This window comes from Metabacillus flavus (assembly GCF_018283675.1).
Lineage (GTDB): Bacteria > Bacillota > Bacilli > Bacillales > Bacillaceae > Metabacillus_B > Metabacillus_B flavus.
Window position 1 is genome coordinate 3,618,331 of the sequence record NZ_JAGVRK010000001.1, and the last position, 24,967, is coordinate 3,643,297.

A 24,967-nucleotide genomic window follows, 5' to 3' on the forward strand; every position below is an offset into this window, starting at 1 on the left:
ATTTTTTACATATAATGAGTAATTTGGTTTAGTATCATACTTAAAATGGAGGACGAGGAATTGAAAAAATTATTTAGAGGGTTAGCTATTCTTTCATTTGCAATTGTTGCAATGATTTTAGTTGACACCAAAGTTCACGCTCAAGACATGATATTGCCATTTAACGTTGAAACCAATGGGGCTTTAACTGAAGAGACTAAAGATAACACCTATTTAATTCATGTTCCTGAATCAGGAAGAGTTCATTTTGATATGACCTCTTATGTAGATAAAGAAACTTATATTGCTTTATATGATTTAGACAACAAGAAAATTTTCGATGAGTATTCGACAGGGTCATCTCTAACTCCTGCCAGATACACTCGTTGGGAGGACTTAGAGGCAGGTACTTACCGGCTAAAAATTTACGATGGCTCTTGGAGCAAAGATCAAGCTGGTACATTTAAAATAAAAACAACTTTTGCTTCTGCCGGCAACACTGAAACAGAACCGAATAACGGTACAATCGAAGCTCAGTCCCTTCCTTTTAACAAGACAATCAACGGGTTTCTGTCTTGGGATAACACTGTAGATTATTATAAAGTTACAGTTCCTAGTTCGGGACGTGTTTCTTTTGATTTTACTTCCTATGTAGATAATAGAACATACATTTCACTTATTGATGAGGATAACAACAAAGTATTTGATGACTATATCACTGGCACTTCCAAAAATCCATCAAAAGACACTCGCTCTGTAGATTTAAACAAAGGCTCCTATTATTTAAAGGTTTATGATGGGGACGATTATGACCGGCATACCGGTAAGTACGTTTTTAAAGCTGCTTTTTCAGCTGCGGGAAATGGGGATACAGAGCCCAATAACGGCATCGTAGAAGCTATTTCTCTTCAAGCTACTAAAAAAATAACTGGTTTCCTAGCTTGGGATGATACAGTGGATATTTATAAAATAGATGTTAAAAATCCCGGAAAGGTGACGGTTGACCTCACTTCCTACGTGGATTCAAGAACCTATATTGAAATAGTGAATTCAAATAACAAAACGATTAGTGATGAATATGTTAGCGGCAGTTCAATTAACCCAAGCAAATATAAAAAACCGATTATGCTGGATGCGGGCTCCTATTATATAAAGATTTATGATGGAGATGATTATGAGAGGCATACAGGCAAGTATTATTTAACTGTTGCCCTTCCTGCCGATAAACATTTAGGAAGAATACTGATTAGAAGCAATAATCAATACCTCTACAATCCCAAAGGCACAGCTGTACGAAAACTAAAAGCCCAAGAAGGTCTTCGCGTTTATAAAGTGTTAGCAGACCGATACGATGTTGGCGGGGGCAACTATGTTAAGAAAAACAAAGCCAACCTATTTTACCTTGGACACGTATGGAGCAGCAGTTATTCAATGAGAGTGTATACTCCAGAAGGTTATTCCTTTAAATCATTTGATCCTAAAGAACCCGTGAGAGTTTATGGACTAAGCGATGGGCGGTATAATGTTGGCGGAGGCTATTACATTATAGCAGAGGATTATATTCAGTTTGATCGATAAATGATAAAAAGCTGCCGGCAAACCCGGCAGCTTTTTCCTTTGTAAGAGATTCTGAATATGAATTACCTTCTATTCACGTTTAATACCATCTCACCAGACTGTATCATCCTATATTTTCCACATTCAGAACTTGTTATCGCGAAGATTGGTACTTACTTAAAATAATCTCCAAAAATATCAGCCTAATCTTATCAACTGAATAGTCATCATGCCTAATGTATATCAGCCCATCTTGCATCCACAGCTGTCTAGCCATATTTTTTACAATCGTCTCTTCCCTTTCATCTGGCTTTTCGTGATGATCAGGAATGTGGTAATCCTCCAGGATCGCTTTCCTCTTTTGACTCCAGATATTAAGGCTGCACTCTTCCATTCGTAAATTTCCGATTCCACGCCTCTTGGGCTCGGGGATTCATGTGGGGAAGTACGTATTTTTCTATATGTCTTTTAAATTCATGGAGTCCCAGCGTATTAAATGTGTGGTCTATTCGGTTATCAGTAGCAGTAACAATTAATTCTTCATAAAAAGCCCTTCCATACTAGGTCTGAAATTATTTAACCCAATATCCTGTATATCCCTGAAGGCAACTTCTTTTTTTCTGTCTGAGATAAATCCATTTTCCCCTTCATATATGTAGTGTAAAGTGGTCCCTCTTTTTAGAAATGACGGCAGCCACAAAATGGTTGTAAGCATTGAAGAGAACCATAAATCCTACTAAAATATAAATATGTGAATACGATGATTTAAACTGAAGGCCATTTCTGATTAGGAAAATACCTGCCGCAATGGTACCCACTGTCGCCAGAAGGAGCCATGCAAAGAAAAACGTCTTCATTTTTATTTTTATCGGGTGGTTTTAATATCCTCACTGTCGATTAGGAAATCTCTTAACAGCTGGTAAGCATCCGTTGGAGACTTGATTCTTCTCTCTTTGTAAAGCACACTTGATTCTCTTACGAGTTTCAGATAAACGATGCTCTCCCGTATCGCTGATTGGCTCTTTACACATCCCTTCTCAAACAACTCCAGCTGCTTTTGCTTCTTCATTTCATATAGCCTCAATTTGTATGCATCCCTAAATTAAAAATGCCCTAACTCCGCTTGGGAATTGGGGCTTAAATATCTCTTCACTTATATAATATTTATTTATCTTTCTCTTTAATCCGGTTTATAGACAAAATGAAAAGCCCCGCAGGGATCATTCTCTACAGAGCCTTTCGACATACTTCGGGTGGTGACAGGCACCGCTCTATATTTTAGAGAGTTTTGTTTGTTCGTCTAAATTTTCCGTCTTCTCCGCGTTCAAGATATCCTCGGTTTGCAAGCTCTAGTCCATATGCTGCTTTGTCAGCACCTGAAGCATTTTGGAATCGATTCACTAAATCCCGGTCATTGCTAACTCCAGAAGCTCTTCTATGAGCATTTTCTAGCTGTCTTTCCCTTTGTTGTTGTGATCGCTGTGCTTCTTCCATAACTGCTTTACCTACTTTTGCAACTCCATCCCAAAATCCCATGACAACTATTCTCCCTTATGTATGAATTTTATTTTTTTCTATCTTTTAGAATTTGATTTTTTATTTCAGAATCACTTTTTCCTCTTGATGCTAAATCTGCAGCGTTATTCCATTCTCTTGTGCTCATAGTTTTTAGTCCTAAAGAATCTTTCCACTGACCAGCTGCATAACGATCAACTTCATTTTTAAGTTTGCTAATATCTTTATTAGGCATATGTGTTCATCTCCTTTGTTTTTCCATGACTATTATATCATATAAATGTATTATTTTTCTAAAAAGGGTTGTTAAAAATCAATTTGACTATACATTTATTTCTTTAATCAATCCTTCAAAAATAAAAATTATACTCTAATATTTTTTAGTTTTATATGGTGAATTCAATCTGTTTACATCTCATCATCTGTTATTTATAGACAAAAAGAAAAGCCCCGCAGAGATTTCTCTCCACGGAGCCTTTCGACATACTTCGGGTGGTGATAGGCACCATCCTTATTACTAATATTAGTTAGTAATAGATCCGTCTTTAACTTTGTTTCCTGCAGCGTCAGCTAGAGCAGCACCAGAAAATTCTACTGTTACTTTATCGCCAGACTTTAGTGTTCCAGCAACAAAATCAATTACTAAGTCTCCAGATACTACAGATGGCGTAGATGATACTGTAGCACCGTTAACTTTTACAGTAATACCTGTAGTTGCGCCAGTAACAACTTCTGAGAAGTCAACAGTTGCTTTTGAATCACTTGCAATTGTCACAGTTTTAGCAACAGGAACAACATTTTCCTTAAGTGTTACGGTTTGTTGAGTTTGGCTAGTTGTATTTTGAGTATCTCCATTAGAAGCAGTAACTCCGGAAACAGATAGAACACGAGTTCCAGATACTGTTACATAACCTTCAGGAAGAGTAACCAATACATTTTTCTTGTCTCCAACAAAAGTTAAAGTAGTTCCTGCTGGAAGACTTGAACCAGCTAAAGTGTACTTAGATGCATCTAAAGCACTTTGACCCATATCTGTGTTATAGACTACTTTAAATTGGTTGTTTGCTAAACCAGTTGTAGTAGTAGCGTAAGTAACAGTTTTAGATGCAGATGCTGCACCAACAGCTACATTAAATGTAGAAGCTGCTACTTTATTTCCAGCATTGTCTGTAAGAATATCTTTTGCTACAGTAACTGTGTAAGTTCCTTGTGCAAATTTATTAGCAGCTGTAATGAAATCGGCTGTACCAGCTTCATCTAGAGTAACAGTTACATACTTTTCTTCATCAGTACCAACATCAATACCACTATTACCATTTAAATCAGAACCGGCAGTAGTAGTTGCAGTGAAATCAGTACCTGCTGCATAAGTATGAAGTACTCCATCAGCATCAACATATTTAAGCGTTAAGGCAGTTTCATCTAAAGCAGCAGCAGTTGATGCTTTAATAGCTTCGTCGTATTTCAATACTAATGTTTTACCATCAGCAGAAGCTGAAACGAATTTAGGAGCTGTTGTATCTGCAACGAAGTTAGCCGTTACTTCAGAATCTTGACCTTTATTTCCAGCTAAATCATTTACGCTTGTAACGTTAACTTTTGCATTATTAAGGAATGTGCTTCCTCCCAATGCTGGAGTTACGTCTGCTGTGTATAATGTTGGATCATTGCTGTCTTGAACTGCAGTTAATGTAGTTCCGTTAACTTTTAGAACAAAAGCGTTACCGCCTGTATTTTGAACTTCTTCAGAGAATTTCAATTTTACAGCAGAAGCTGTTGTGCTTACTGCTACAGTTGGTGCAGTAGTATCTTTAACTGTACTCACAGTTGAAGATAAAGGATTAGCTACGTTACCAGCGATATCAGTAGCACCCACAACGTCAACTTTATAAGCAGTTCCAGCATCAAGGCCTGTTACAGTGAAAGAATCTGAATTTGCTGTGAAATTTGGAAGTACTTGATTACCGTTCACACTAACAGTACCTACTGTAGAAACTCTCTCATCAAAAGTAACTTTTACGTCAACTTTTCCAGATGCAGCTGGCGTGTAAGAAACGCTCTTGATTACTGGAGCAGCCTTATCACTAACATTGACTGTAGTTGAGTATTCAGCTACATCTTTACCATCTGTAGATTTTACAGATTGAGCTGCTAATTTCACATCATAACGCTTATCGAATTTATCAGCGCCTGTAGTTTCGATTGTAAATGTTTTACCATCTGCACTTAAAGTTCCTGTTTTTGCATTAGCAAAAGTTTGTCCATCTAATGCAGTGATTGTGAAATCACCCAAAGAAATTGTATTTTTATCAATTACTTTGTTAAACTTTACTTCCATTTTTGTACCGTTAATCGCACTTACACCAGTAACCACTGGAGTCAATTTAGCTTCGTAATCAGCTACAACTTTAGCTTTATCAGCAGCAAGAGCATCATTGATCTCTTTAAGAGCTGGGTACATACCCGGGTGAAGTTTGTTACCTTCTTCTTTAATTCTTACAGATCTTTCTTCAAGGCGTTGAAGAAGAGCTACTTTTGCAGGTACTTCGTCTAGTTTATTATCAGCGATAAGCTGTTTAAGTTCTTTGTGAAGGTTGTAACGGGAAACTTCAAAAATTACAACTTCTTTAGCGATTTTACCAGGAAGAACGTATTTAGCTTGAACAGCTTTACGAGCATCTGCTCCGTAAACTTTTCCTGCAGAACGCTCCATAGCAAGAACTGCGTTGGAAACTGCGTTGTAAGCAGCTACAGTTGTGTCGTCTAGTTTGTTAGCTTTTACTAGAGCGTCAAGAGCAGCAACTTTCTTTTCAAGATCAGCGCCAACTTTAACAGCGTCGATGATGCGCGCAGCTTTGATGCGGTTTTGTTCAGCAGCAGCTAGTTTAGTAGCCCAAGTTCCTGTTGGCTTTACAGCTTGAGCAGCTTTAACAGCAGCAGTAGCTTCGTTGTAAGCTTTAGTGAACTCAGCAGATACCATTACTTGCTCAGCTTTCGTGATTGTGTAGAAAGGCTTAAGTTTTGCTACAGCAGCCTCAGCTTGTTTTACAAGAGTTTCAGCTTTAGATGCAGCAGCAGCTTGTGCTGGGTTAGCAGCTACTAGTGAGCTAGCAGCTACAGCAGCAGCAAGACCTAGCTTTACAGTGTTCTTTTTTGACATTTTGGTGTGTTCCCCTTTCAAATTGTGTTTAAAGTGTTTTGTATATTGATAAACTGACAATTATGTAGACTGGCATAATCCCCAGTTACCAAAAACGAGATAATAGGTATGTATATCCTCCTATACCGTAGTAAATTATTACATACTTTGTCTGATATTTCAACTTGTAATTATGCGAAACTAATAAAAAAGATCTAGACAAAGGAAATACTTAGTAAGAGGAATACCTATTGACAATCATATTACAAAATATTTTAAAATGCCAGCGATTTCATGTAAATTTTTCATATTCTTTGTAAAATATTCTTAACAATGCAAAAGATACCATGGAAATTTGCTGAATGCTGTCGAAAGTTATTTCAACCCGTAATAACTTTTGTAAAGATTCAATACCGGAACCTGCAGGGTGCGGCCTTTTATTGCTACAGATCTCACATCTGCGTAATCTTTTAATCTGCTTCTCACCCATTCTACCTTTTCCCCGTTTTTCGGACCTGTATAGAGAGGCAGAAGTTTTGATATCGCAGCCGTTACATGCGGAGCTGCCATGGAGGTTCCGCTGTACGATGCATACTGATTTGTTTTCACTGTTGATAGAATGTCCACGCCAGGGGCTAAAATATCCAAGCCTTTTCCATAATTAGACCAAGCGGGCATTCGATAGTACTGGTCAACCGCTCCAACGGCAATCGTATAAGCGGATGAAGCCGGGTAATCGACAGTTAATCCCTCATTACCGCTTGCAGCTACAATTGTAACGCCTTTATCATATGCACTTTTCAGCACTCTTTCTGTCACTTCGTCTTTGCTTGCATGAACGCCGAGACTGATATTCATGACTTCTGCACCGTTATTAACTGCCCACGCAATTCCTGCTGTAATATCTGAGAAATAACCGCCGTATTCCCCTTCAAATACTTTTACAACCATGAGCTTGGCATCCGGCACCATCCCGGTTACGCCAAATAAATTATTATTGGCGGCAATAATCCCTGCGACGTGCGTTCCGTGCTGGTCCTGCGCCGTATCTTTAGCCGTTTTCGGAAGTTCTTTTCCGTAAAGGTACGTAATTTTGGACTGCACCCGGCCTTTAAGATCCTCGTGATCGGATATCCCTGAATCAATGATGGCAATTTTGCAGGCACAGTCTTTTGCAGTCAAACGGTAAGCCTGGGATTTCTTCACGCCCCACGGTGTCGTTTGTTTGTAGGACGCAGCTGTTGTTTTTCTGTCTATTTCTGCACTGATAATGGCTGGGTTATTTTTGAGCTCCTGCAGGGATTTTTCCCCTGTTAAGACCGCATAATAATGCCCATCCAATGAAAAGCTTCTGATGAGACTCCAATCTTTTAAAGAAGCAGCCAGATCAGCAGGCTTTTTCGATAGCTCAACAAGATAGCGCGATGTATCAGCATTTGCCTGCGGAGCCGGCACAGCCAGCGCAGAACCAAACAATAGACAGCATATGAACAGAATCTTGACGATATTCCCCATTTTTTCACTCTACTCTCTCAAGTTAGTCGTTCTTTTCTCTTATATACTAATCGGATACCATAAAAAAAACTAGATGGAAAATTCCATCTAGTTTCGGCTCGTAATATTTTTTCGTCCAACTGAATAATATTCAACCGGATGCTGGGCTGCCTGCTCAAGAGAATAGCAGTTGCGTCCGTCAAAAATAATCGGCTCATTCATTTTCTCAATATAATCATGGAATGTAAGAGCTTTTACTTGATCCCACTCGGTTACGATCATTGCAAAATCTGCTCCTGCAATGGCTTCATCCGGGCTTTCTACATAGAGAGTCTCGGAGGGAAGAAGTTTTTTCGCATTGTCTGCTGCTATCGGATCATAGGCAACGACGGTTGCTCCTTCTTTCACCAATTCATGGGCTAGAGTGATGGATGCTGCTTCACGCATATCATCAGTGTTTGGCTTGAACGCTAGACCAAGCATAGCCACGCGCTTTCCTTCCAGGCTGCCAAAACGCTGCTTAGCTTTTGTTACAAGCATGCGCTGCTGTTCGCCATTGACTTGAATAACGGATTTCAGCAGGTTGAAATCGTGCTGAACATAGCTTGCGATCTGGACAAGCGCGCTTGTGTCTTTCGGGAAGCAGGATCCGCCGTAGCCGATTCCCGCTTTCAGGAATTTGCTGCCGATCCGGTCATCAAGTCCCATGCCAGCCGCTACATCTTCTACGTCTGCCTCAAGCTTTTCGCAGAGGTTGGCGATTTCGTTGATAAAGCTGATTTTCGTAGCAAGAAATGCATTGGAAGCATACTTGATCATTTCCGCACTGCGGATATCCGTTTTGAATATTTCAATGCCGAACGGACGGTTGATTTCCTCTAGTAGAGCAGCAGCTTCTTCGTTGTTGGATCCAATTACAATCCGATCGCCTTCAAATGTATCCTTTACAGCGGATCCTTCACGAAGGAACTCCGGATTGGAGACAGAGTGAACCTTATAATCCTCTTTCAGGTGCTCTCTTACAATCGACTGGACGCGTTCGTTTGTTCCAACAGGCACCGTGCTTTTCGTTACAACGACTACATCATTTTCGATGTTGCTGGCGATATCGATTGCTACCTGCTCAACGAAGCGAAGATCGGCCTGGCCATCTTCACGCTGAGGTGTGCCTACTGCAATATAAATGGCTTTAGCACCGGCAAATGCTTCTTTATGATTCGTTGTAAAATGCAGTCTTCCCCGGTCAATGTTCGCTTTCATCAATTCATCGAGACCCGGCTCATAAATTGGAGACAAACCTTGTCTCATGCGCTCCACTTTTTGTTCATCGATATCGACACAGGTAACGTCATGACCGATTTCAGAAAGGCAGACACCTGTTACCAGACCGACATACCCTGTACCAACTACTGCTATTTGCATGATGTCAAATCCTCCAAATTGCTGAATGCTCAGCTTTTTACTTTTTCACTACCTTTTCAAGATAGTTGTTTACTTGGTCTCTTAGATCTTCGCGCTCAAGGGCAAAGTCAACCGTTGCTTTAATAAAACCGAATTTGTCGCCAACATCATAGCGCTGTCCGTCAAAGTTGTACGCATAAATCGGCTGGCTTTCGTTCAATACCTTCAGCGCATCGGTCAGCTGAATCTCTCCGCCGGCTCCCGGTGGCAGCTCATCAAGAATGCTGAATATCTCTGGCGTCAGAATATAGCGGCCCATAATTGCATAGTTAGAAGGTGCTTCTTCTCTCTTCGGCTTTTCAACCAATGTATGTACAGAAATCATTTTATCTCCATTAGGCGTTTCCTGAGGAGCGATGATTCCGTATTTGGATACATCCTCCTGCGGCACCTGCTGTACGCCAACTACACTGCGCTGATGCAGATCAAATGCATCAATCAGCTGCTTCGTGCACGGAACCTCAGAACGGACAATGTCATCACCAAGCAGAACCGCAAAAGGCTCGTCTCCAATAAAACGGCTTGCACAGTTAATCGCATGGCCCAATCCTTTTGGCTCTTTTTGGCGGATGTAATGAATGTTAGCAAGGCCGGAGATTGCCTGGACCTCTTTAAGGACCTTGTCTTTCCCTTTTTTCGCAAGAGTTTCTTCAAGCTCATAGGATTTATCGAAATGATCCTCGATCGCGCGCTTTCCGCGACCACTTACGATAATAATATCTTCAATCCCGGAGGCAACCGCTTCTTCAATAATGTATTGAATGGTCGGCTTGTCTACAATCGGAAGCATTTCCTTCGGCTGTGCTTTTGTAGCAGGCAAAAAGCGTGTACCTAAACCCGCAGCTGGAATAATGGCTTTTCTAACCTTTGTCATAAAAATCCCCCTACTAATTCTATTTTTTCAAATACGTTTTCTTCACAGCATTCCAAGCGTATCCCCCAAAGCAAACGGCCGAGTAAGGCAGGCTAAGCTTCTCAACCTCACGATACACCTTCCACGTTTGCTTTGCCGCTTTTACCTTATTGCTCGAGATTGATCCAGGAACGAGTCTGTAATAGGCCAGCGTTTCCTGCAGTCCATATGCGGTAATGCCTGTTTTCAGAATCGACAGCCACAGCGCAAAATCCTGTCTTGTCCGGATGTTCGGCATTTGAATCGGACCAGTTTTTTCTAAGTTGACAACGGCGGTTAAACAGCCGATGATCGTATTTTTCAAAAGCCCGTGATATCCGATGCGATCCGGGATATCAATAATCTGGTCGGTCTTTTCTCCATTTTCAAGCATGATTTGGTATTTTGTATACGTAAACGCATAATCATTCTCTTCCATAAACCGGATCTGCTTCTCCAGTTTTTCCGGATGCCACAAATCATCGCTGTCCAGGAAGGCTGCGTATTTTCCTTTCGCCATTCTGAGTGCAGTGTTTCGCGCAACAGCTGCTCCGCCATTTTCAGCGAGTTCAATCAGCTGAATCCGAGGGTCCTGCTCGGCAAAGCCTCTAATGAAATCGCGGGAATGATCCTTCGAACAATCATCCACAATGAGCATTTCCCAATGATCATAGGTTTGAGCCTGTACAGAGCGAATCGTATCACCGATGGTCTTCGTGCTGTTGTAGGAAGGCGTAATAATCGAAACGAGGTGCTTTTCCACTTCGTAATTACCTTCTTTCTAATGTTCTGTCGTATATGTCTGACATGAGCTCCGCATTTTCTTCCCAGCGGTATAGTGAAAGGACATGCTGTCTTCCCTTTTTGCCCATCTCGATTCCAAGCTCTGGCTCTTCAATAAATAGCTTCATTTTTTCAGCCAGCGCTGTGCTGTTTTTCGTAGGAACGATAAAGCCCGTTTCTCCGTCCTTAACGACCTCAGGTAATCCGCCGACGTTCGCAACGACAACCGGAACCTCGCAGGCTTGAGCTTCAACAGCCGCAACTCCAAAGCTTTCGCTGTCCAGTGTTGATGGCACAAAGAAAACATCGAAGGAATTAATCAGCTCCGGTACTCTTGCATGCGGGACTCTTCCGTGGAAAACAGTTTGTGAATCAATGCCAAGCTTTTTCGCAAGAGCCTGGTATTCTTCAAGCTTCGGACCCGGTCCGACAATTTCCAGATTGGTCATTTCGAAGGCTTGTGGCGGCACCATTTGCTTAAGCTCCGCGTAAGCCTCAAGCAAATAACGGATTCCGTATTTTTCTGCCATCGTTTTTACAATCCCAAATGTTACTTTATCATCGGGCTTGCGGTTTGGCATCGGTTTGAATTTTTCCATGTCCACTCCGAACGGGGTCACGTCGATATGCTTGTCCGTATACTGTGCCGTCACTTCTTTCATGACATGGCTAGTTGAACCGATGACATCAGCCTTGCTTAAAGCATATTTCACCATGTATGTATTCAGTTTGCCCTCTTTTGGAAAATCATATATATCCATGCCCCATACAGAAATCATGTATGGATGGAAGTTGGTCATAGCACCAACCAGGCCATAGCTGGATACGTAATGGCTATGCAGAATATCAGGCTGAAAACTCTGCAGCTGCTTCTTAATTTCCGGTACAGTCAGAAAATAAGAAAGCTTGTTGGAAAATTTCAGCTTCAAATAATGAGTTTGTACGTTAGGCCACTGGGAACGATCCTCATGATCGGTGTGGCTGTCAAAGCTGATATTTAAAACTTGATATCCTTTGTTATTGTAAAAATCCAGCCACTTTTTCGTGTGGACGTTATTTGCTGGAGCTAAAATGGCAATCTTCATTTTCTTCACCTCTTATTTGCGGATGGCTGTCAGATCGTGAACAACCTTCTGAACTCGTGCATCCCAGCTGTTTTTTTCAAATGCATGTTCCTGGATGGATCGGACGAGCTCCTGATGAACTTCCGGTTTTAATGCTTGATGAACGGCCTCTGCAAAATCCTGCTTGTCTACTGTTGATACGATTCCGAATAGATTATCTTGAAGGAACCTTGCATGAGCATCACAGTTTGTCGCAACAATCGGCAGGCTGTAGGAAAGATATTCAAATAATTTAACCGGCATGGCAAAATCATGATACGTATTCTTTTCTCTCGGGATCAATGCAAGATCTGCCTTTTTGTAAACTTCCTTCAATTCGTCCCCGGACAAATGCTGAATCGAAATCCAAGGCTCATTCTGGAATTTTTGCACCTCAGGGTACTTTTTAAATTCACCCTCACGGCAAATAAACTCAAGCTTAACTTTCACTCCGCCTTCATTTAACAGACTGAACGCTTCAAGCATCGTTAAAATTCCAACTGTGTCAGTAATACCGCCTACATAAACAGCGGTTGGTACGGAGCTAGAGGTATGCTCCACGGCAGGGACCTGTTCCATCCCAGGCGGAAGTTCGTCGAAGTCCTTTTCCCACTTTACAAAGCGGTTCATTTCTAATGAAGGAAGATACATTTTATCCACTACTTTATGATACGTGCTGAGCTCTCTTCTGTAAATATTTCTCATAACCGGGGTTAAAAATTTATAACCGAACGGCGGTACGTACATATCATCAAACTGCCAGTAGACGTCACGGTAGAAACAGCCAATCGGAACGCTGTTTTCCTTTAGCTTTTTCCAGAAAGGAAAATCCAATCCAATTCCGCGCGGAACATGGTCCTTATCTGTCAGCCAGAAAGGCATTGTACTGTTTTCCATGTAGCAGAATACAGCATCTTTTACATCGTGATTTCCCAGGTATTCACGAATCCGTTCTTTACGGACCTTTGATTGGCCTGAGATGACGACTATTTCAAGATTTTCTTTTTCCCCGTAACGGGTAAAGGCTTCCACTAATCGTTTTGGCCGGACTCCCGAACCGCTTTTCGGGTTTTTTTGAAGCTCATATGGAAAGTAGACGATGGCGTGTTTCATGATAATCTCCTCTATGGTTACGTTTTACGCTATTTGGTTTTACTCACTCGTGCTTGAACTATAATCAATTCGCTGCACATCCGGGGTTTCTGTACAAAAAAATGAAGATGGCATAACTATTTCTTTTTGTTAAGTGGGATTGTCTATAATTGTCCATAAAAAAACCCCCCGCTTCGCAATCCAATGAACCTGGTTTATGCGAATAGCAGCGGGAGATGACAGTTAATCATTTTGATGCACTTTTATAAAATTCCAATGTGTTGGCAAGACCCTGAGGCAAGTTGACCTCGGCATTCCAATCAAGGGCCAAAATGGTGTCGCTGTTAGATAGCACGCTATCCCGAATATCACCGCTGCGCTCTTCTTTAAAAATCGGTTCAAGACTGTTTCCCGAAATTTCGTTCATGAGAAAGAACAGTTCCTTAATCGTAATTTTATCACCAGAAGAAACGTTTAAGATTTTATTATCGCCGCTCGTTAATGCTTTCACATTAGCTTGCGCAACGTCCCCTACATATACGAAGTCACGGGTCTGCTCTCCGTCTCCAAAGATAAACGGTGCCTCTCCGCGCGATAGAGCCTCTGCAAAAATCGCAATAACGCCGCCTTCACCGAGTGCGTCCTGGCGTGGACCGTACACGTTTCCATAACGGAGAATGGTGTAATCAATTCCGTACAGGCTGTGCGCCATCTGCAGGTATTTTTCAACGGAAAACTTGGAAACCCCATATGGAGCCATAGGCTTCGTTGGGTGATCCACATCGACCGGAAGGTATTCCGGATTTCCGTAAACAGCTGCTGACGAAGCAAAAACAATTTTGCGGACGCCGTGTTTTTTTGCGCTCTCAATCACTGAAAGTGAACCGCGGATGTTGATTTCTTCATCCTTAAAAGGATTATCAATCGAACGCGGTACACTTACCTGTGCTGCCTGGTGAATGATGGCATCCGGTCTGAATTTCTCAACCGCCGCGTCAAACTCAGGTGCGTTGATGCTGCTTACCATATATTGAGCTTTTTGATTTACATTTTGCTGTTTGCCTGTGCTAAGATCATCCACAACCATAACGTCGTGCTGTTCCTGCACTAATAAATCCACGATATGCGAGCCAATGAACCCGCAGCCACCCGTTACTAAAACTTTCATAACTTTAGGAAATCCTCCCAGACTGATCTTATCTAGCGCCTTCACCAGTAAAGATGACACGTATTGTTTTGAAGATAATTTTCAGATCAAGTGCAAAACTCATGTTTGAGATGTAGTACAAATCGTGCTGAAGCTTTTCTTTAGGAGTAATATCATAGCCTCCATTTACCTGGGCCCAGCCTGTTAAGCCTGGTTTAACGCCAAGGCGCTGAGAAAAACCGGGAATTTCACGTTCAAAGGACTCCGCAAACATTGGGCGTTCCGGTCTTGGACCAATCAGACTCATATCGCCTCTAAGGACGTTATAGAACTGTGGAAGCTCGTCAATTCGTGTTTTACGGATAAATGCTCCGATTTTCGTTACACGCGGATCATTTTTTGATGCCCATTGGGCCCCGTTCTTTTCAGCGTCCGTTCTCATTGAACGAAGCTTGATTACGTTAAATTTATGTCCCTTCAAACCGACGCGCTCTTGGAAAAAAAGTGCCGCACCAGGGGATTCCAGCTTGATTGCAAGCATGGTAATTAAAACGATTGGGCTTGAAAGTATTAGGCCGATCATTGCTAAAATGACATCTGCAATTCGTTTTCCGTATTCGTTATATGCTGTTCTTTTCGGGTTTATTTCTGCTGTTTGTGCGTAGGCAACGGATTGATACTTACGATACAAATTGGACTCTGCCCGATTAATCGCCACCAAAATCACCTCTAAATTTCTTTCAGTTCACTTTATATTAGTGTTTCCTGCTTTTTCTGCTTGTTCCAAAGAATTCACTCATAAGAACAATATCACTACTTAAAAAAAAGGTCAATAAAATTCAGGATGTGGTTCCGCTCTCTGCAAAACCGTTCATAAATCGTTCATTTCTTGGACATAATTTACATTTTAATCGGGGAAGCTGTAAAACTGGAGATGGTAATTCAGCCATTCCCTTGATTGGGCTTCTGCATACTCAAGCCTTTTCAAGAACCGCTTCATTAGCCGCCTATCCTTATTGTTTGAGAAAACCCAATCTTAATGCGTGTTGATTGCAGAGAAAATTACATTAAATTGGATAGCAAAAGGCATGCGCAGCTGCCCTCAAACAAGCCAGGACTTTCCATACATAAAGATATGACGAAGCAATTCCAAATTGGTTGCAGAAACGGTGTAAATTTTTTGTAAACGAATGTGGGAAATATCCTTAAAAGTGTTCGGCGTCACAACCATTTTTACGCGCATATCCTTACGTTTTTTTACGGGGCATGCACGCTAAGCTTCTTTACCCAATATTTCATTTTTCCTAAACCAGCGTTTTCATCATTTGTCAGCAAATACTTTTGTCAGATAGTACACCCTAGCCTTTTGTCCTTTTTTTGGTGGACTGATTTAAATACGAGATGAGATCATCTAAATCGCTGTCCGGCCAGTATTCCCAAAGATTAAGGTAGGCGAGTCCGTTTTGTTTCGAATAAATTTAGCGGGTAATAATTGGCGTCATACAGTGGAGGGCTGGATCATGATGATTCAATCCCTTTTAGCCGATTGAATGCGATTGTCTTAAAGCGGTTATGTTCTCAATTCTAGAGGACAATGGAGAGGTTTCCATAAGTCAGACAGATTCGGCTTGGCTTCAACAACCTTGCTGTAAAGCTTTTCTAACAAAACTTCCTTGGAGGGTTTGTCTTTTAATAAGATGAAGAATGCTGGAAGGATACTGATCCTTTAGCTTTTGCTGAAACTGTCTGACATTGGACGAGTTTTACAGACATTCCTTCTTTTACTTCTTTAATTAGTGTTGATGCTGCCAGATGCTGCAATTTTCCGTTCAATTCCTGCTGGCGAGCCGTCTTTTTCAAAGCTTTTCCTCCAAAGGTCAAATTAACTTTTGATAGTATACTACAAAATGGGGAAATATTGGAGGTTTTGTCGAACTTTTTACACAGTTTACAAATGAGTATAGTAAAAAAAGCCAAACCTTAAAGGCTTGACTCTCAACCAGCGCTGATTAGCTCTCTCAGCTGCTGCTCATCTTCATTTAAATTATTGATGATTTCATCCGGCAGAGGAGTATAACCGCCATCCTTAATGATTTTTTCAGCTTTTTCTTTAAGACGGTCTAACTCCGGCAATTTGGATTTAGCTTCTTCTGCCTTTCCTGATTGAGCAAGATTGAACAGACTGTTCATTAGACGGTGTCTTGAAATGTAGTAAATGGTTCGTTCTATTTCTTTTTTACCTGGCTGGACAAAAAGCTTTTGCAGCTCCTCCCGAGCAGATGAGCCGGACACTTGTCCAATTCGTTTTTCGGTTTCTTTAATATGCTTCGATAGGTAATCATACATATTATTGGCGTAGTAAATATTTTTGTCGTTATTAATGAGGATTTTATATCCGTCTACATACGTGATTGTGTATTCACCCTCTGCTCTCGCTTCTTTCTTGCGAAGATAGTTGCCGATTGCAGGGTCCAGGGCAGGGTATCCGCCAGCTTCTTTAATTTGGGTCGCTCTTTTTTTGAGACGGTCCAGTTTATTCAAGTCTGAATCGATGGTATAGGCTTCCTTATAAACATTATTCTCCATTGAGGAGAGGAGCCGGTATTGAGAAACTTCGTAAATGGTGCGCTCGACTTCAATTTTTGCGGGAGCCACATATTTTTTCAGCAGGGCTTGACGGGTATTGGAACCAGAGACTTTACCAATAGAAGCTTCGGTTGATTTAAGGGATGCCGTAAAAGAATTGTATTGGGAATGAATAGCTGTAATTTGTTTGCTGCTGATCGCTTGCTTGAAGGATCTTGTTTTCGCTGCAAGCGTGTTTCCGTTGTTAACGGCATTCGTATATGCAGGAGACTCTGCAGCCTGGGCAGCAGGCATGGAAAGTGTGCTTATAAGCAGAACAGTTCCTATACCTGCCAGTAATGCATTTTTCACTATATGTTCCTCCTAGAATGTTAGTCAGATTATCACCGAAGTTGGCTCTTTTTTAAAGTATATAGTGTTTCCGGCTCTTTTTACAGGGTTTCGTCTTTTTGGAGAAATAAAAACCAACGGGTCTGTCTCACTTGCTATTTAACTTAGATTTGTTTGGGCTGATTTCCACTGCAGCGCTCCCTTATCCAGGGGCGGGCGGTGAGCCTCCTCGACGCCGAGCGTCTGCGGGGTCTCACCTGTCCCGCTGCTCCCGCAGGAGTCTCGCACCTTCCGCTACAATCAGCCTAACCTATTATTGTACAAAGTACATAGTTAAAAAAATAAAAACCCAAGACCACTCATACAGCGAGCGTGCTTGGGTAATCAATTGGGACATTTTCTCTCAGCAGGGCTTTTTGACAGCCCCCACTCGATTATTTAATGGTTAGTTCATAAGGAGACATACTTACCCGGTTCATCGCTTCTTCTACCTTCACGTAGTATGTTCCTTTTTTAAGACTAAGTTTGAACAGCTCGGAATCTCCTGTACCGTATTGGTCAGCCGTCCATATTGCTTTTCCTTTTGAATCAAAAACGGTTACCTTGCCATCTGTTCCAAATGGTGTTTTGAGAGTTGCCGTCAGTTTTTTTTCTTTTGATAGAACGAGCTTATACGTATCAGAGTCCTTTGGTGAGTGGAAGTAGCCTTTTGCTGATCCGTTCTTCAGGGAAGCAGGCTTGCTAGGGATTCCTTTTTTCACAACAGAGCCGCTGTCCTCATCCTTCCCGCCCATCTTGGAAATGGTTAGTTTGTAAGGAACAAGTGTTGTTCGGTCTCCCCAGTAATTAAACGCCACTGCAAAGTAGCCTTTTCCTTTTTTCCCTGCGAGTGAGCCCGCCTCAGGGTCGTTATCGAAGCCGTAGTCTGAAATTATAAAATTGCCTTCCTCTTCTGGCTCAAGCTTTCCGTTTCCATTGGTGTCTTCAATCATGACTATTACAGGGTCAATGGCAGCCTTAAGGTTTTCAGAGACTTTTGAGCCCATGATTTTCTCTGGCATCGGCTGAATGGCATATCCATACAGACCGCTCGCTGCCGGTTTGAAATAAAACATATCCATATCGCCAATTGAAGAGAAGTTTCCTTCAACAGAGGTTAAGCCAGTTGCCGCCGCTTGAGCGTAGTCATCATTTGTTTCATATTTATCAGCTATGTTTTTATGTGTCGCTTTAGCCGTAAATTCATACGGATAGATTGAAGCCTGATAATTGATATCTGCCATTTTCAAATAGTAGGTTTGTCCCTTTTTCAAGCCTGCTTCATATTTAGCAGCAGGTCCGTAGCCATTTTCCGTCATCTGGACGTTTGCAGCTAGCGGAATAAGATCTTTCGATTTTTCATCGTACCGGTAGATCTCCATCGCCGGAACATTGGATTCCCTTCCGTTCGCAAACGTAAAATCATAAACCGCATGTTCGTCAGGGGTGAATGCATACCAATCCTCATCTCCCATGTACTGAATGTATCCTTTTGACGTGCTTCCTGCCTGGTAAGGAAGGGCGCTGCTTAATACACGCTCAATATACTCCTCAAAGGAATCAATTGGAGAAAAATCATCTTCCATCATTTCACTTCTTTTAATGGAGTCCACCGCACTCAATGGTTTTTCCCCTTCAGCGGAACCCTCTCTTCTTTCAGGGAAGTTATCTTCATCCGCCTCTATTACCTGACTGGATAAGAGAACTTCATATGGAAGGTGGGAGGAGAAATTACGATCCAGGTCAATGACCTGTTCTCCGCTCATCATCATCCAGATCCACGCATCCATACTTGGCTTATTCGCCACCTCAATGACGTACTCGCTGTTCGGGCTTGCCTGGAAGATCGCCTCTTCCCCTTGTCCCGGCCCTTTCGTATCCGTCATTCCAATTTCCATTGGGAATTTATTGCCTTGTTCCTCAACCATCAAAGAGATTTTCAGATTTGAATCAATTCCCGGGACAGCTGACAAAGCAAATTTTATCATTTCCCCTGCTTTGACTTCTCCGGTTTTAAATGTAAAGAAATCGCTGTCTCCCTTGAGGTTTGGCTTTGAAGGATTTTCTTCCTGCCCTTCGCCTTTAGTGTCTTCACCTGCTGGAGGCGTTTCAGCCGACTCATCTGTGAAGTAAAAAGGTTTTTCCGATCTATAAGGAAGGACTGAAACCTTTTCAGGTGCTTCCATCGTATTCGTGTCCTCAAGCTTCGTACTGCGTTTTTCAATCATCAGTTCATACTTGGAGAGATCAGCCTCGCTATAGTTGCCGTATGCATCTTTAACAGACACTAACAGGACACCATCTTCTCTTGCTTCAAATAGCGTTCCTTCCGTTCCATTTTCCCCTTGATCATTGATTTTTTGAGTGGAAGCAGCCTTTGTTTCCTCTCCCTTATAAAACTCAAGACCAAGAACATAGTCATAATTCGCAGATCCGGTCAACTTGGTTTGAACAAAGTCGCCCTTTTTGACATTCAGCTTGTAGAGATCCGTTTGATTCATTTTCTTAAAGGAGCCGGAGACCGTATTTGCTTTCCCATCCTCCGCAGCTACATTTTTTGCAGCACCGAGCTTTTTATCTGCCGGGAGTTTCGGGTTGGCCGGAACCTTTTTCACATCGTATTTCAAAGCAGCAACCGGATCAATCAGGCCGTTTCCGTAAGAGATGTCATACCCTTTCGTCCCAAGGTCCTTCGCTGTTTTGTTTAAAATGTAATTAATCTGATACGGTGTAAGCTTTGGATTTTTGCTGAGCATTAAAGAAACGACACCCGCTACTGCCGGCGACGACATGGACGTTCCGCTCATTTTTCCGTAGGAGGAGCCTTTTTCAAAATCAAAAAGGGTGGAGTACACATCCTCTCCTGGCGCAACCACGTCGACGGACGGACCAAATGTAGAATAGCTGGAAAGCTTATTCTTACTGTTTGTGCTTCCAACTGCGATAACCCCTTCGAAGGATGCCGGGTATTCCTGCATATTCATTCCGCTGTTTCCAGCTGCCGCAACGACGGTAATGTTGGCATCAATCGCTTTTCGGACGGCATCCTCGATGATTGGAGATGGGAACCAGGAACTCAAAGAGAGATTGATGACTTGAGCCTTTTGTTCAATGGCTGTAAGAATTCCCTGTGCCACGGTGTAATCATTAGCAAAAAAGGAACGGTTAAATACGTCGATCGAAAGAATGTCTGCATTTGGGTTGATGCCGTATCCGCCAGCTCCATTGTTCTTCTCAGCAGCAATAATCCCTGAAACATGAGTTCCATGAACGTCAACTAACCCGTTTTGGGCAGGATTCATCACATTTTTATTGCCTTTTATCTTATTTTTCAGTTCCGGGTGCTTCGCATCCACGCCCGTGTCAACGACCGCTACCCGCACTTTATTTTTCCCAGCCAATTTTGACGTTTCCGGGATGTTCAGTGTATTTAGGTGATACATCGAAGACGCCTTAAGATCCGGCCCTCCTGCTTGTTTCAGTAAAGCGCTTTTAGAAATAGATGAAACTCCAGGCATCGATGCATAGTTTTTCGCAGCATCCTCCATGGATATCTTTCCGTTCACCTGAACAATATCATAACCAAGTGCCGCTACCCGCTGGATGAGCTTTCCTCCAGCACGCTGGTGAGCCTGAGCGGAAATCGGTGTTTTGTATTTAATCATTAAAGTTTTATCCGCAAACTGCTGATCTTTTTCTTTTTTTACACTGCTTTTTTTCCCCTGTTTCCCTTGATGCTGTTTCAACAGTTCTTTAATGGCAGCTTCTGATTTCGGCCCTTTTTCAACGGCCGCCGCAGATACTCCCGGCAGCGCACTGAAGATGAGTGCTGCTGTTACAATTCCGCTTAATGCCTTTTTTAATGGTTTTCTCACAATTTAACCCCCGTCTTTTCGTCAGTGGAAATATTCTCCACTAAAGTAAATACGACACTATCCACTTTTTACCTTTTAATATTTCAAGTATTTTATGTGACAGGTTTTGTGCAAGGAAGGTGGAAATTTCCCGGGGAATGAAGAAGGAGATCAAAAAAAGTCGGACTGCAGGGATTTCTGCAGTCCGGCTTCATTGCAATTTGACTTATATTGTTTCTTTTAACCTGCTTTCATCAAATTCAATGTATCTGACTGGGATTTCCCCTTAAAATGATCAACAGCTGCCATGTAACAGGAATAAACAGGTTCCTTTTTTAAACCATCCTGTATGTAATTTCCTGCTCCATTACAGACGCAAAACTTTTTTCAGAAGAGCTTCAGATTTTCTCTTCTAATTTTACGCGCGTGTTCTCCACTCTGGTTAAAGATTCTGAGAGCCCAGCATCAAAGAAAAAGCCTTTGTATTCTTTTTCTTCTATTAAAATAGTATCTATTTTGGGAACGGTATATTCCACTCTTATAATTCTCGCATGTTCTCATAGTTGAGCTTAATCGTATGCAGACTATTGGCCAACGCCTTCGCAAACCATATACAGACTTCACCTGCATGTGCTGATTCATTAAGCCAAAGTAAAAATCGATGCATTTTAATCTGCCTTCCCCCATCTCAAATATTAAGGTTTTTCTGAATCAAAGTTATCGATATCCTATACTGGATTCATATGAAATGGCTGCTTTTGAACATGAATGGACTTTATTAACTTTGTCCCTTGCCTTGAGACTGGGGGAATTAATCGGGTTTTTAGTTTATATGTTTTTGTAATATTAACAATTCCCTTCCTTCATTATCAATAATTCATTTTCCACAGATCTTTTTCATCATGGAAAAATAGTCCACCTGTGGAATCCGCAGCTACCTGATCTGGCCCTTTTCTCAAGACCGCCATTTTATATGTTTTCATATCAAGCTTAAATAATATCTTCTCAACCGTTCCATACACATTCCCATCTCTTCCAATGGCAAGAGATGCATGAGGTGTGTACCCGGAGACGCTTTTCACGACCGGACGCTGGATGGTGACACCTTTTCCAGGGCTATAGATAAACACGTTACCATCCGCTATCCCGACGATTCGCCCATCCTTTGCAGCGGCAAGGGCTGAGATATATTGTACGTGTTTAAAAGGAAGTCGGATGATTTCAGGCTTTCCCATTAGGTTGCCGGCCGGAAGAGCAAACAGCACAGCATTTGTTTTATTTTTATCTACATTTGCTTTTCCAAATATGGAAGTTCCGGCATATACCTTTTTGCTTCCGGAATGAAAAGCAAGGGAGACGATGCTTTGGTCCTTTACGATTTGATGGCGGACGGAGGCTTTTCGGCTTGCTGTATCATAGATGGCAAGTGCCCCTCCGTTTTTGCCTGATCTCGGTGCGGTCCCAAAAACGATTTGTTTCGAACCTGGTAAAGCTGCTGCTGCCATCGGCCGGTCTTGTCCGCTTCCATCAAAGGCTGCGACCTGTTTGGGATTTTGTCCCGCTGACCAGGGAGCAGATGGGTTGTATTCCAATATTTTCGCACCGGGATAGACGCCAAAATACAGTTTCCCATTCGCTGAAGCCATGCTTTCCATTTGGCCGATTGCTTCTTGAATGACGCTTGTTCCTGTTGAAGGCTGATACGTTCCCATCTTTCCGTTCAAAAACCCGGAGCTGTAAATTTTCCCGTCCGCTCCTGCTCCGATTTTATGCACCTCTACCCCCTGCGGAGGCAGCACCAAGTTCAGGTTTTCATAGGATTGGCTTGTGGATTTATAGGTGAAATAGCGATCAGAATTGCCCACCTTGCCTGTTAAAACCGCTTCGGATGAACCTGGGAATACAACGAAGTCCAGTGAAACGATACTGGTCGGAATTCGGTTATGTACGACAAGCTCTGATTTTTTTGAACCTAAATCATACCGGTAAAGGGACGTACCGTTTGCATAATAAACGGAATTTTCTTTCGGTGATTTTGGAGACACCCCTCTTGACGTAGCCGCTAGCTCCCCTGTTAGCTTCTTGCTTTTCGCATCAAACACGAGAATCTTATTTTCTGGATTAGATTTCACAAAAACAAGAGAGCCAACCACTCTGATGGAATCAATCTGCTTCTGTGACATATACCTGGATGGAAGGATGCTCTGCTTTTTCGCCGTTTTTATGTCATATGAAACGAGCGTTGCAGGTGCTCCGGTTCCGATAAACAGCTGACGGTTTGCATCATCAGAGGCTACACTTTTCGCGTCCTTTTTCCCGGATACGACCGTGCCGAGATCTTTAAATTTTCCGGAAGCATAGCTGAACAGCCTGCCTTCATTGGCAGAAACTCCGTACAAAACCTTTTCCTTTGCACTGTATGCAAGTCCCCATATCGTTGTTCCGTTTTTTGCGGTGGCCTTGCCCGCTTTCTCAAGCTTCATAGAATTCGGATCATAACGGTAGAGCAGTTCTCCTGGAGTTGTGCCAATCCAAACCTGTTCGGAATCGGCTTGTATGGACCAGCCGGCCGTCGAACCATCCAGAGACTCTGAATCTACCACTCTTCCTGTAGATAAATTGGTCACAATCAGTTTGGCCGGGAGACCCTGCAGCATGGTATACATGAGCGGCTCTCCTTTTTTATTCACAGCACTAGCAGCTGCTGTGACATTTAAATTGGTAATTTGCTGGCCGATTTTTTGAAAAACAGGTGCTGAACTTACCTTTGGCTGCTGCAAAATTCCTAAACAGCATGTCATAATCAATGTACTTATCAAGATTTTTTTCATTTATTCAGTTCTTCCTTCCTGTATTTACCTGGAACACTCTAATATTTTACAAGTTTTTGTAGACAATTTTACATAGATATGGCAAAATTTCTTCAATAACGCTAACTGTCAATCCCTACTTATGTATCGGTTTTAATAGACAATTATGAATGGAACGAGGGAAAAAAGCTTGAGAGCGAAAAAACAGAATAAAAAACGGAAAACGTGGCTATGGGTCACTCTTTCTATCATCGGGGTTTTACTTCTTGGAGCAGGTTTGTACGCGGGTTATTTGGTTAAACGCACAAATGATACCGTTGCCAATATTCAGGAAGAGGTCAAAATTGAAAAGACAAAACCTGTTGTGAACCTGGAAAAGAAGGATCCCATTTCTATCCTGCTCATGGGCGTGGATGAACGAAAAGGGGATTCAGGACGCTCTGATTCTCTTATATACATGACCGTAAACCCGAATAAAAAAGAAATGCATATGGTCAGCATCCCAAGGGATACGAGAACGGAAATTGTCGGCAACAATACGACCGACAAAATTAACCATGCCTATGCATTCGGCGGTACATCCATGGCAATTGCTACTGTTCAGAAATTTCTTGGAGTAGACGTAGATTACTTTGTTAAAGTGAACATGGAAAGCTTTAAGCAGATTGTTGATACAGTGGGCGGCATTGAAATCAACAACCATCTTGCTTTCACCTATGAAAAAGAAACCTTTGAAAAAGGTCCGATTACACTGAATGGCGAGCAGGCACTTAAATATTCGAGGATGAGGTATGAGGATCCGGATGGCGATTTCGGCCGTCAGCTTCGTCAGCGTAAAGTGATTGAAGCGGTTATTGCCAAGGGAGCCAATGTTCAGTCAATTACTAAATTCGGCGATATGCTGAGTGTCGTCGAAAACAATGTAAAAACAAACCTTTCCTTTGATAATATGTGGGACATGGTTTCAAATTACCGGGATGCGAGCAGCAAAATGGTTCAGCATTCCATTGAAGGAAAAGATACAAAAATCGATGGTGTTTATTACCTTGAGGTTCCAGAAGAAGCACGCACAGCCTTAACAAAAGAACTGCAGGAGAGCCTGGACATCACACCAAGCACAGCCAGCAGCAACTAAATCCGGTGAAAACCGGATTTTTTTATTTCAAATTAGGTAAAAAGAATCATT

General features: G+C 42.0%; 18 protein-coding genes and 2 pseudogenes. 2 read left to right on the plus strand and 18 right to left on the minus strand.

Annotated elements, in window-relative coordinates:
- Nucleotides 1-60: 60 nt before the first annotated feature.
- Complete coding sequence (locus J9317_RS18460; RefSeq protein WP_211561346.1) at nucleotides 61-1,557, plus strand: hypothetical protein; 1,497 nt, start codon at nucleotides 61-63, stop codon at nucleotides 1,555-1,557.
- 353 nt (nucleotides 1,558-1,910) lie between these two features.
- On the opposite strand, the pseudogene J9317_RS21135 reads toward J9317_RS18460, so the two are convergent.
- The 18 genes and pseudogenes from J9317_RS21135 to J9317_RS18555 all read right to left on the minus strand — a co-directional run.
- Nucleotides 1,911-2,075 (minus strand): annotated as a pseudogene (locus tag J9317_RS21135) (DUF5381 family protein); the annotation flags it as partial.
- Nucleotides 2,069-2,393 (minus strand): annotated as a pseudogene (locus tag J9317_RS21085) (DUF5381 family protein). The pseudogenes J9317_RS21085 and J9317_RS21135, both read right to left, overlap by 7 nt.
- Nucleotides 2,394-2,401: 8 nt before the next feature.
- Entirely contained in the window at nucleotides 2,402-2,605 is a 204-nt protein-coding gene (locus J9317_RS18480; RefSeq protein WP_211561357.1) for a hypothetical protein, read from the minus strand.
- Between the two features lie 209 nt (nucleotides 2,606-2,814).
- Complete coding sequence (locus J9317_RS18485) at nucleotides 2,815-3,072, minus strand: hypothetical protein (protein WP_211561359.1); 258 nt, start codon at nucleotides 3,070-3,072, stop codon at nucleotides 2,815-2,817.
- 28 nt (nucleotides 3,073-3,100) lie between these two features.
- The gene (locus J9317_RS18490) at nucleotides 3,101-3,286 is read right to left on the minus strand and encodes a hypothetical protein (RefSeq protein WP_211561360.1); all 186 of its coding nucleotides are present in this window, start codon (nucleotides 3,284-3,286) and stop codon (nucleotides 3,101-3,103) included.
- Between the two features lie 288 nt (nucleotides 3,287-3,574).
- A complete protein-coding gene (locus tag J9317_RS18495) occupies nucleotides 3,575-6,211 on the minus strand; it encodes an Ig-like domain-containing protein (RefSeq protein ID WP_211561361.1) in 2,637 nt (878 codons plus the stop codon).
- Nucleotides 6,212-6,565: 354 nt separating this feature from the next.
- Nucleotides 6,566-7,705: a S8 family serine peptidase gene (locus tag J9317_RS18500; protein WP_211561362.1), complete on the minus strand. Its 1,140-nt coding sequence runs from the start codon at nucleotides 7,703-7,705 to the stop codon at nucleotides 6,566-6,568.
- An 87-nt stretch (nucleotides 7,706-7,792) separates the two neighbouring features.
- Nucleotides 7,793-9,106 (minus strand): UDP-glucose dehydrogenase family protein, encoded by a 1,314-nt coding sequence (locus J9317_RS18505; RefSeq protein WP_211561363.1) that lies wholly within the window; start codon nucleotides 9,104-9,106, stop codon nucleotides 7,793-7,795.
- 37 nt (nucleotides 9,107-9,143) lie between these two features.
- Complete coding sequence (galU, locus tag J9317_RS18510) at nucleotides 9,144-10,019, minus strand: UTP--glucose-1-phosphate uridylyltransferase GalU (RefSeq protein WP_211561365.1); 876 nt, start codon at nucleotides 10,017-10,019, stop codon at nucleotides 9,144-9,146.
- Between the two features lie 19 nt (nucleotides 10,020-10,038).
- Nucleotides 10,039-10,800: a glycosyltransferase family 2 protein gene (locus J9317_RS18515; RefSeq protein ID WP_211561369.1), complete on the minus strand. Its 762-nt coding sequence runs from the start codon at nucleotides 10,798-10,800 to the stop codon at nucleotides 10,039-10,041.
- A 7-nt stretch (nucleotides 10,801-10,807) separates the two neighbouring features.
- Nucleotides 10,808-11,905, minus strand: a complete 1,098-nt coding sequence (locus tag J9317_RS18520) for a glycosyltransferase (protein ID WP_035404869.1) — start codon at nucleotides 11,903-11,905, stop codon at nucleotides 10,808-10,810.
- 12 nt (nucleotides 11,906-11,917) lie between these two features.
- Nucleotides 11,918-13,036 (minus strand): glycosyltransferase, encoded by a 1,119-nt coding sequence (locus tag J9317_RS18525; RefSeq protein WP_211561371.1) that lies wholly within the window; start codon nucleotides 13,034-13,036, stop codon nucleotides 11,918-11,920.
- 226 nt (nucleotides 13,037-13,262) lie between these two features.
- Entirely contained in the window at nucleotides 13,263-14,183 is a 921-nt protein-coding gene (locus tag J9317_RS18530; protein WP_211561372.1) for an NAD-dependent epimerase/dehydratase family protein, read from the minus strand.
- Between the two features lie 28 nt (nucleotides 14,184-14,211).
- Nucleotides 14,212-14,880 carry a sugar transferase gene (locus J9317_RS18535; RefSeq protein WP_211561374.1) on the minus strand — a complete coding sequence of 223 codons (669 nt, stop codon included), beginning with the start codon at nucleotides 14,878-14,880 and terminating at the stop codon, nucleotides 14,212-14,214.
- A 971-nt stretch (nucleotides 14,881-15,851) separates the two neighbouring features.
- The gene (locus J9317_RS18540) at nucleotides 15,852-16,022 is read right to left on the minus strand and encodes a hypothetical protein (RefSeq protein WP_211561376.1); all 171 of its coding nucleotides are present in this window, start codon (nucleotides 16,020-16,022) and stop codon (nucleotides 15,852-15,854) included.
- A 135-nt stretch (nucleotides 16,023-16,157) separates the two neighbouring features.
- Nucleotides 16,158-17,099: a hypothetical protein gene (locus J9317_RS18545; protein ID WP_211561378.1), complete on the minus strand. Its 942-nt coding sequence runs from the start codon at nucleotides 17,097-17,099 to the stop codon at nucleotides 16,158-16,160.
- Between the two features lie 413 nt (nucleotides 17,100-17,512).
- Entirely contained in the window at nucleotides 17,513-20,992 is a 3,480-nt protein-coding gene (locus tag J9317_RS18550) for a S8 family peptidase (protein ID WP_211561384.1), read from the minus strand.
- Between the two features lie 848 nt (nucleotides 20,993-21,840).
- Nucleotides 21,841-23,802, minus strand: a complete 1,962-nt coding sequence (locus J9317_RS18555) for an NHL repeat-containing protein (protein WP_211561386.1) — start codon at nucleotides 23,800-23,802, stop codon at nucleotides 21,841-21,843.
- A gap of 169 nt (nucleotides 23,803-23,971) precedes the next feature.
- On the opposite strand from J9317_RS18555, the gene tagU reads away from it, so the two are divergent.
- On the plus strand, nucleotides 23,972-24,916 hold the full coding sequence (tagU, locus tag J9317_RS18560; protein ID WP_249292237.1) for a polyisoprenyl-teichoic acid--peptidoglycan teichoic acid transferase TagU: 945 nt from the start codon (nucleotides 23,972-23,974) through the stop codon (nucleotides 24,914-24,916).
- The last annotated feature ends 51 nt before the right edge of the window (nucleotides 24,917-24,967 follow it).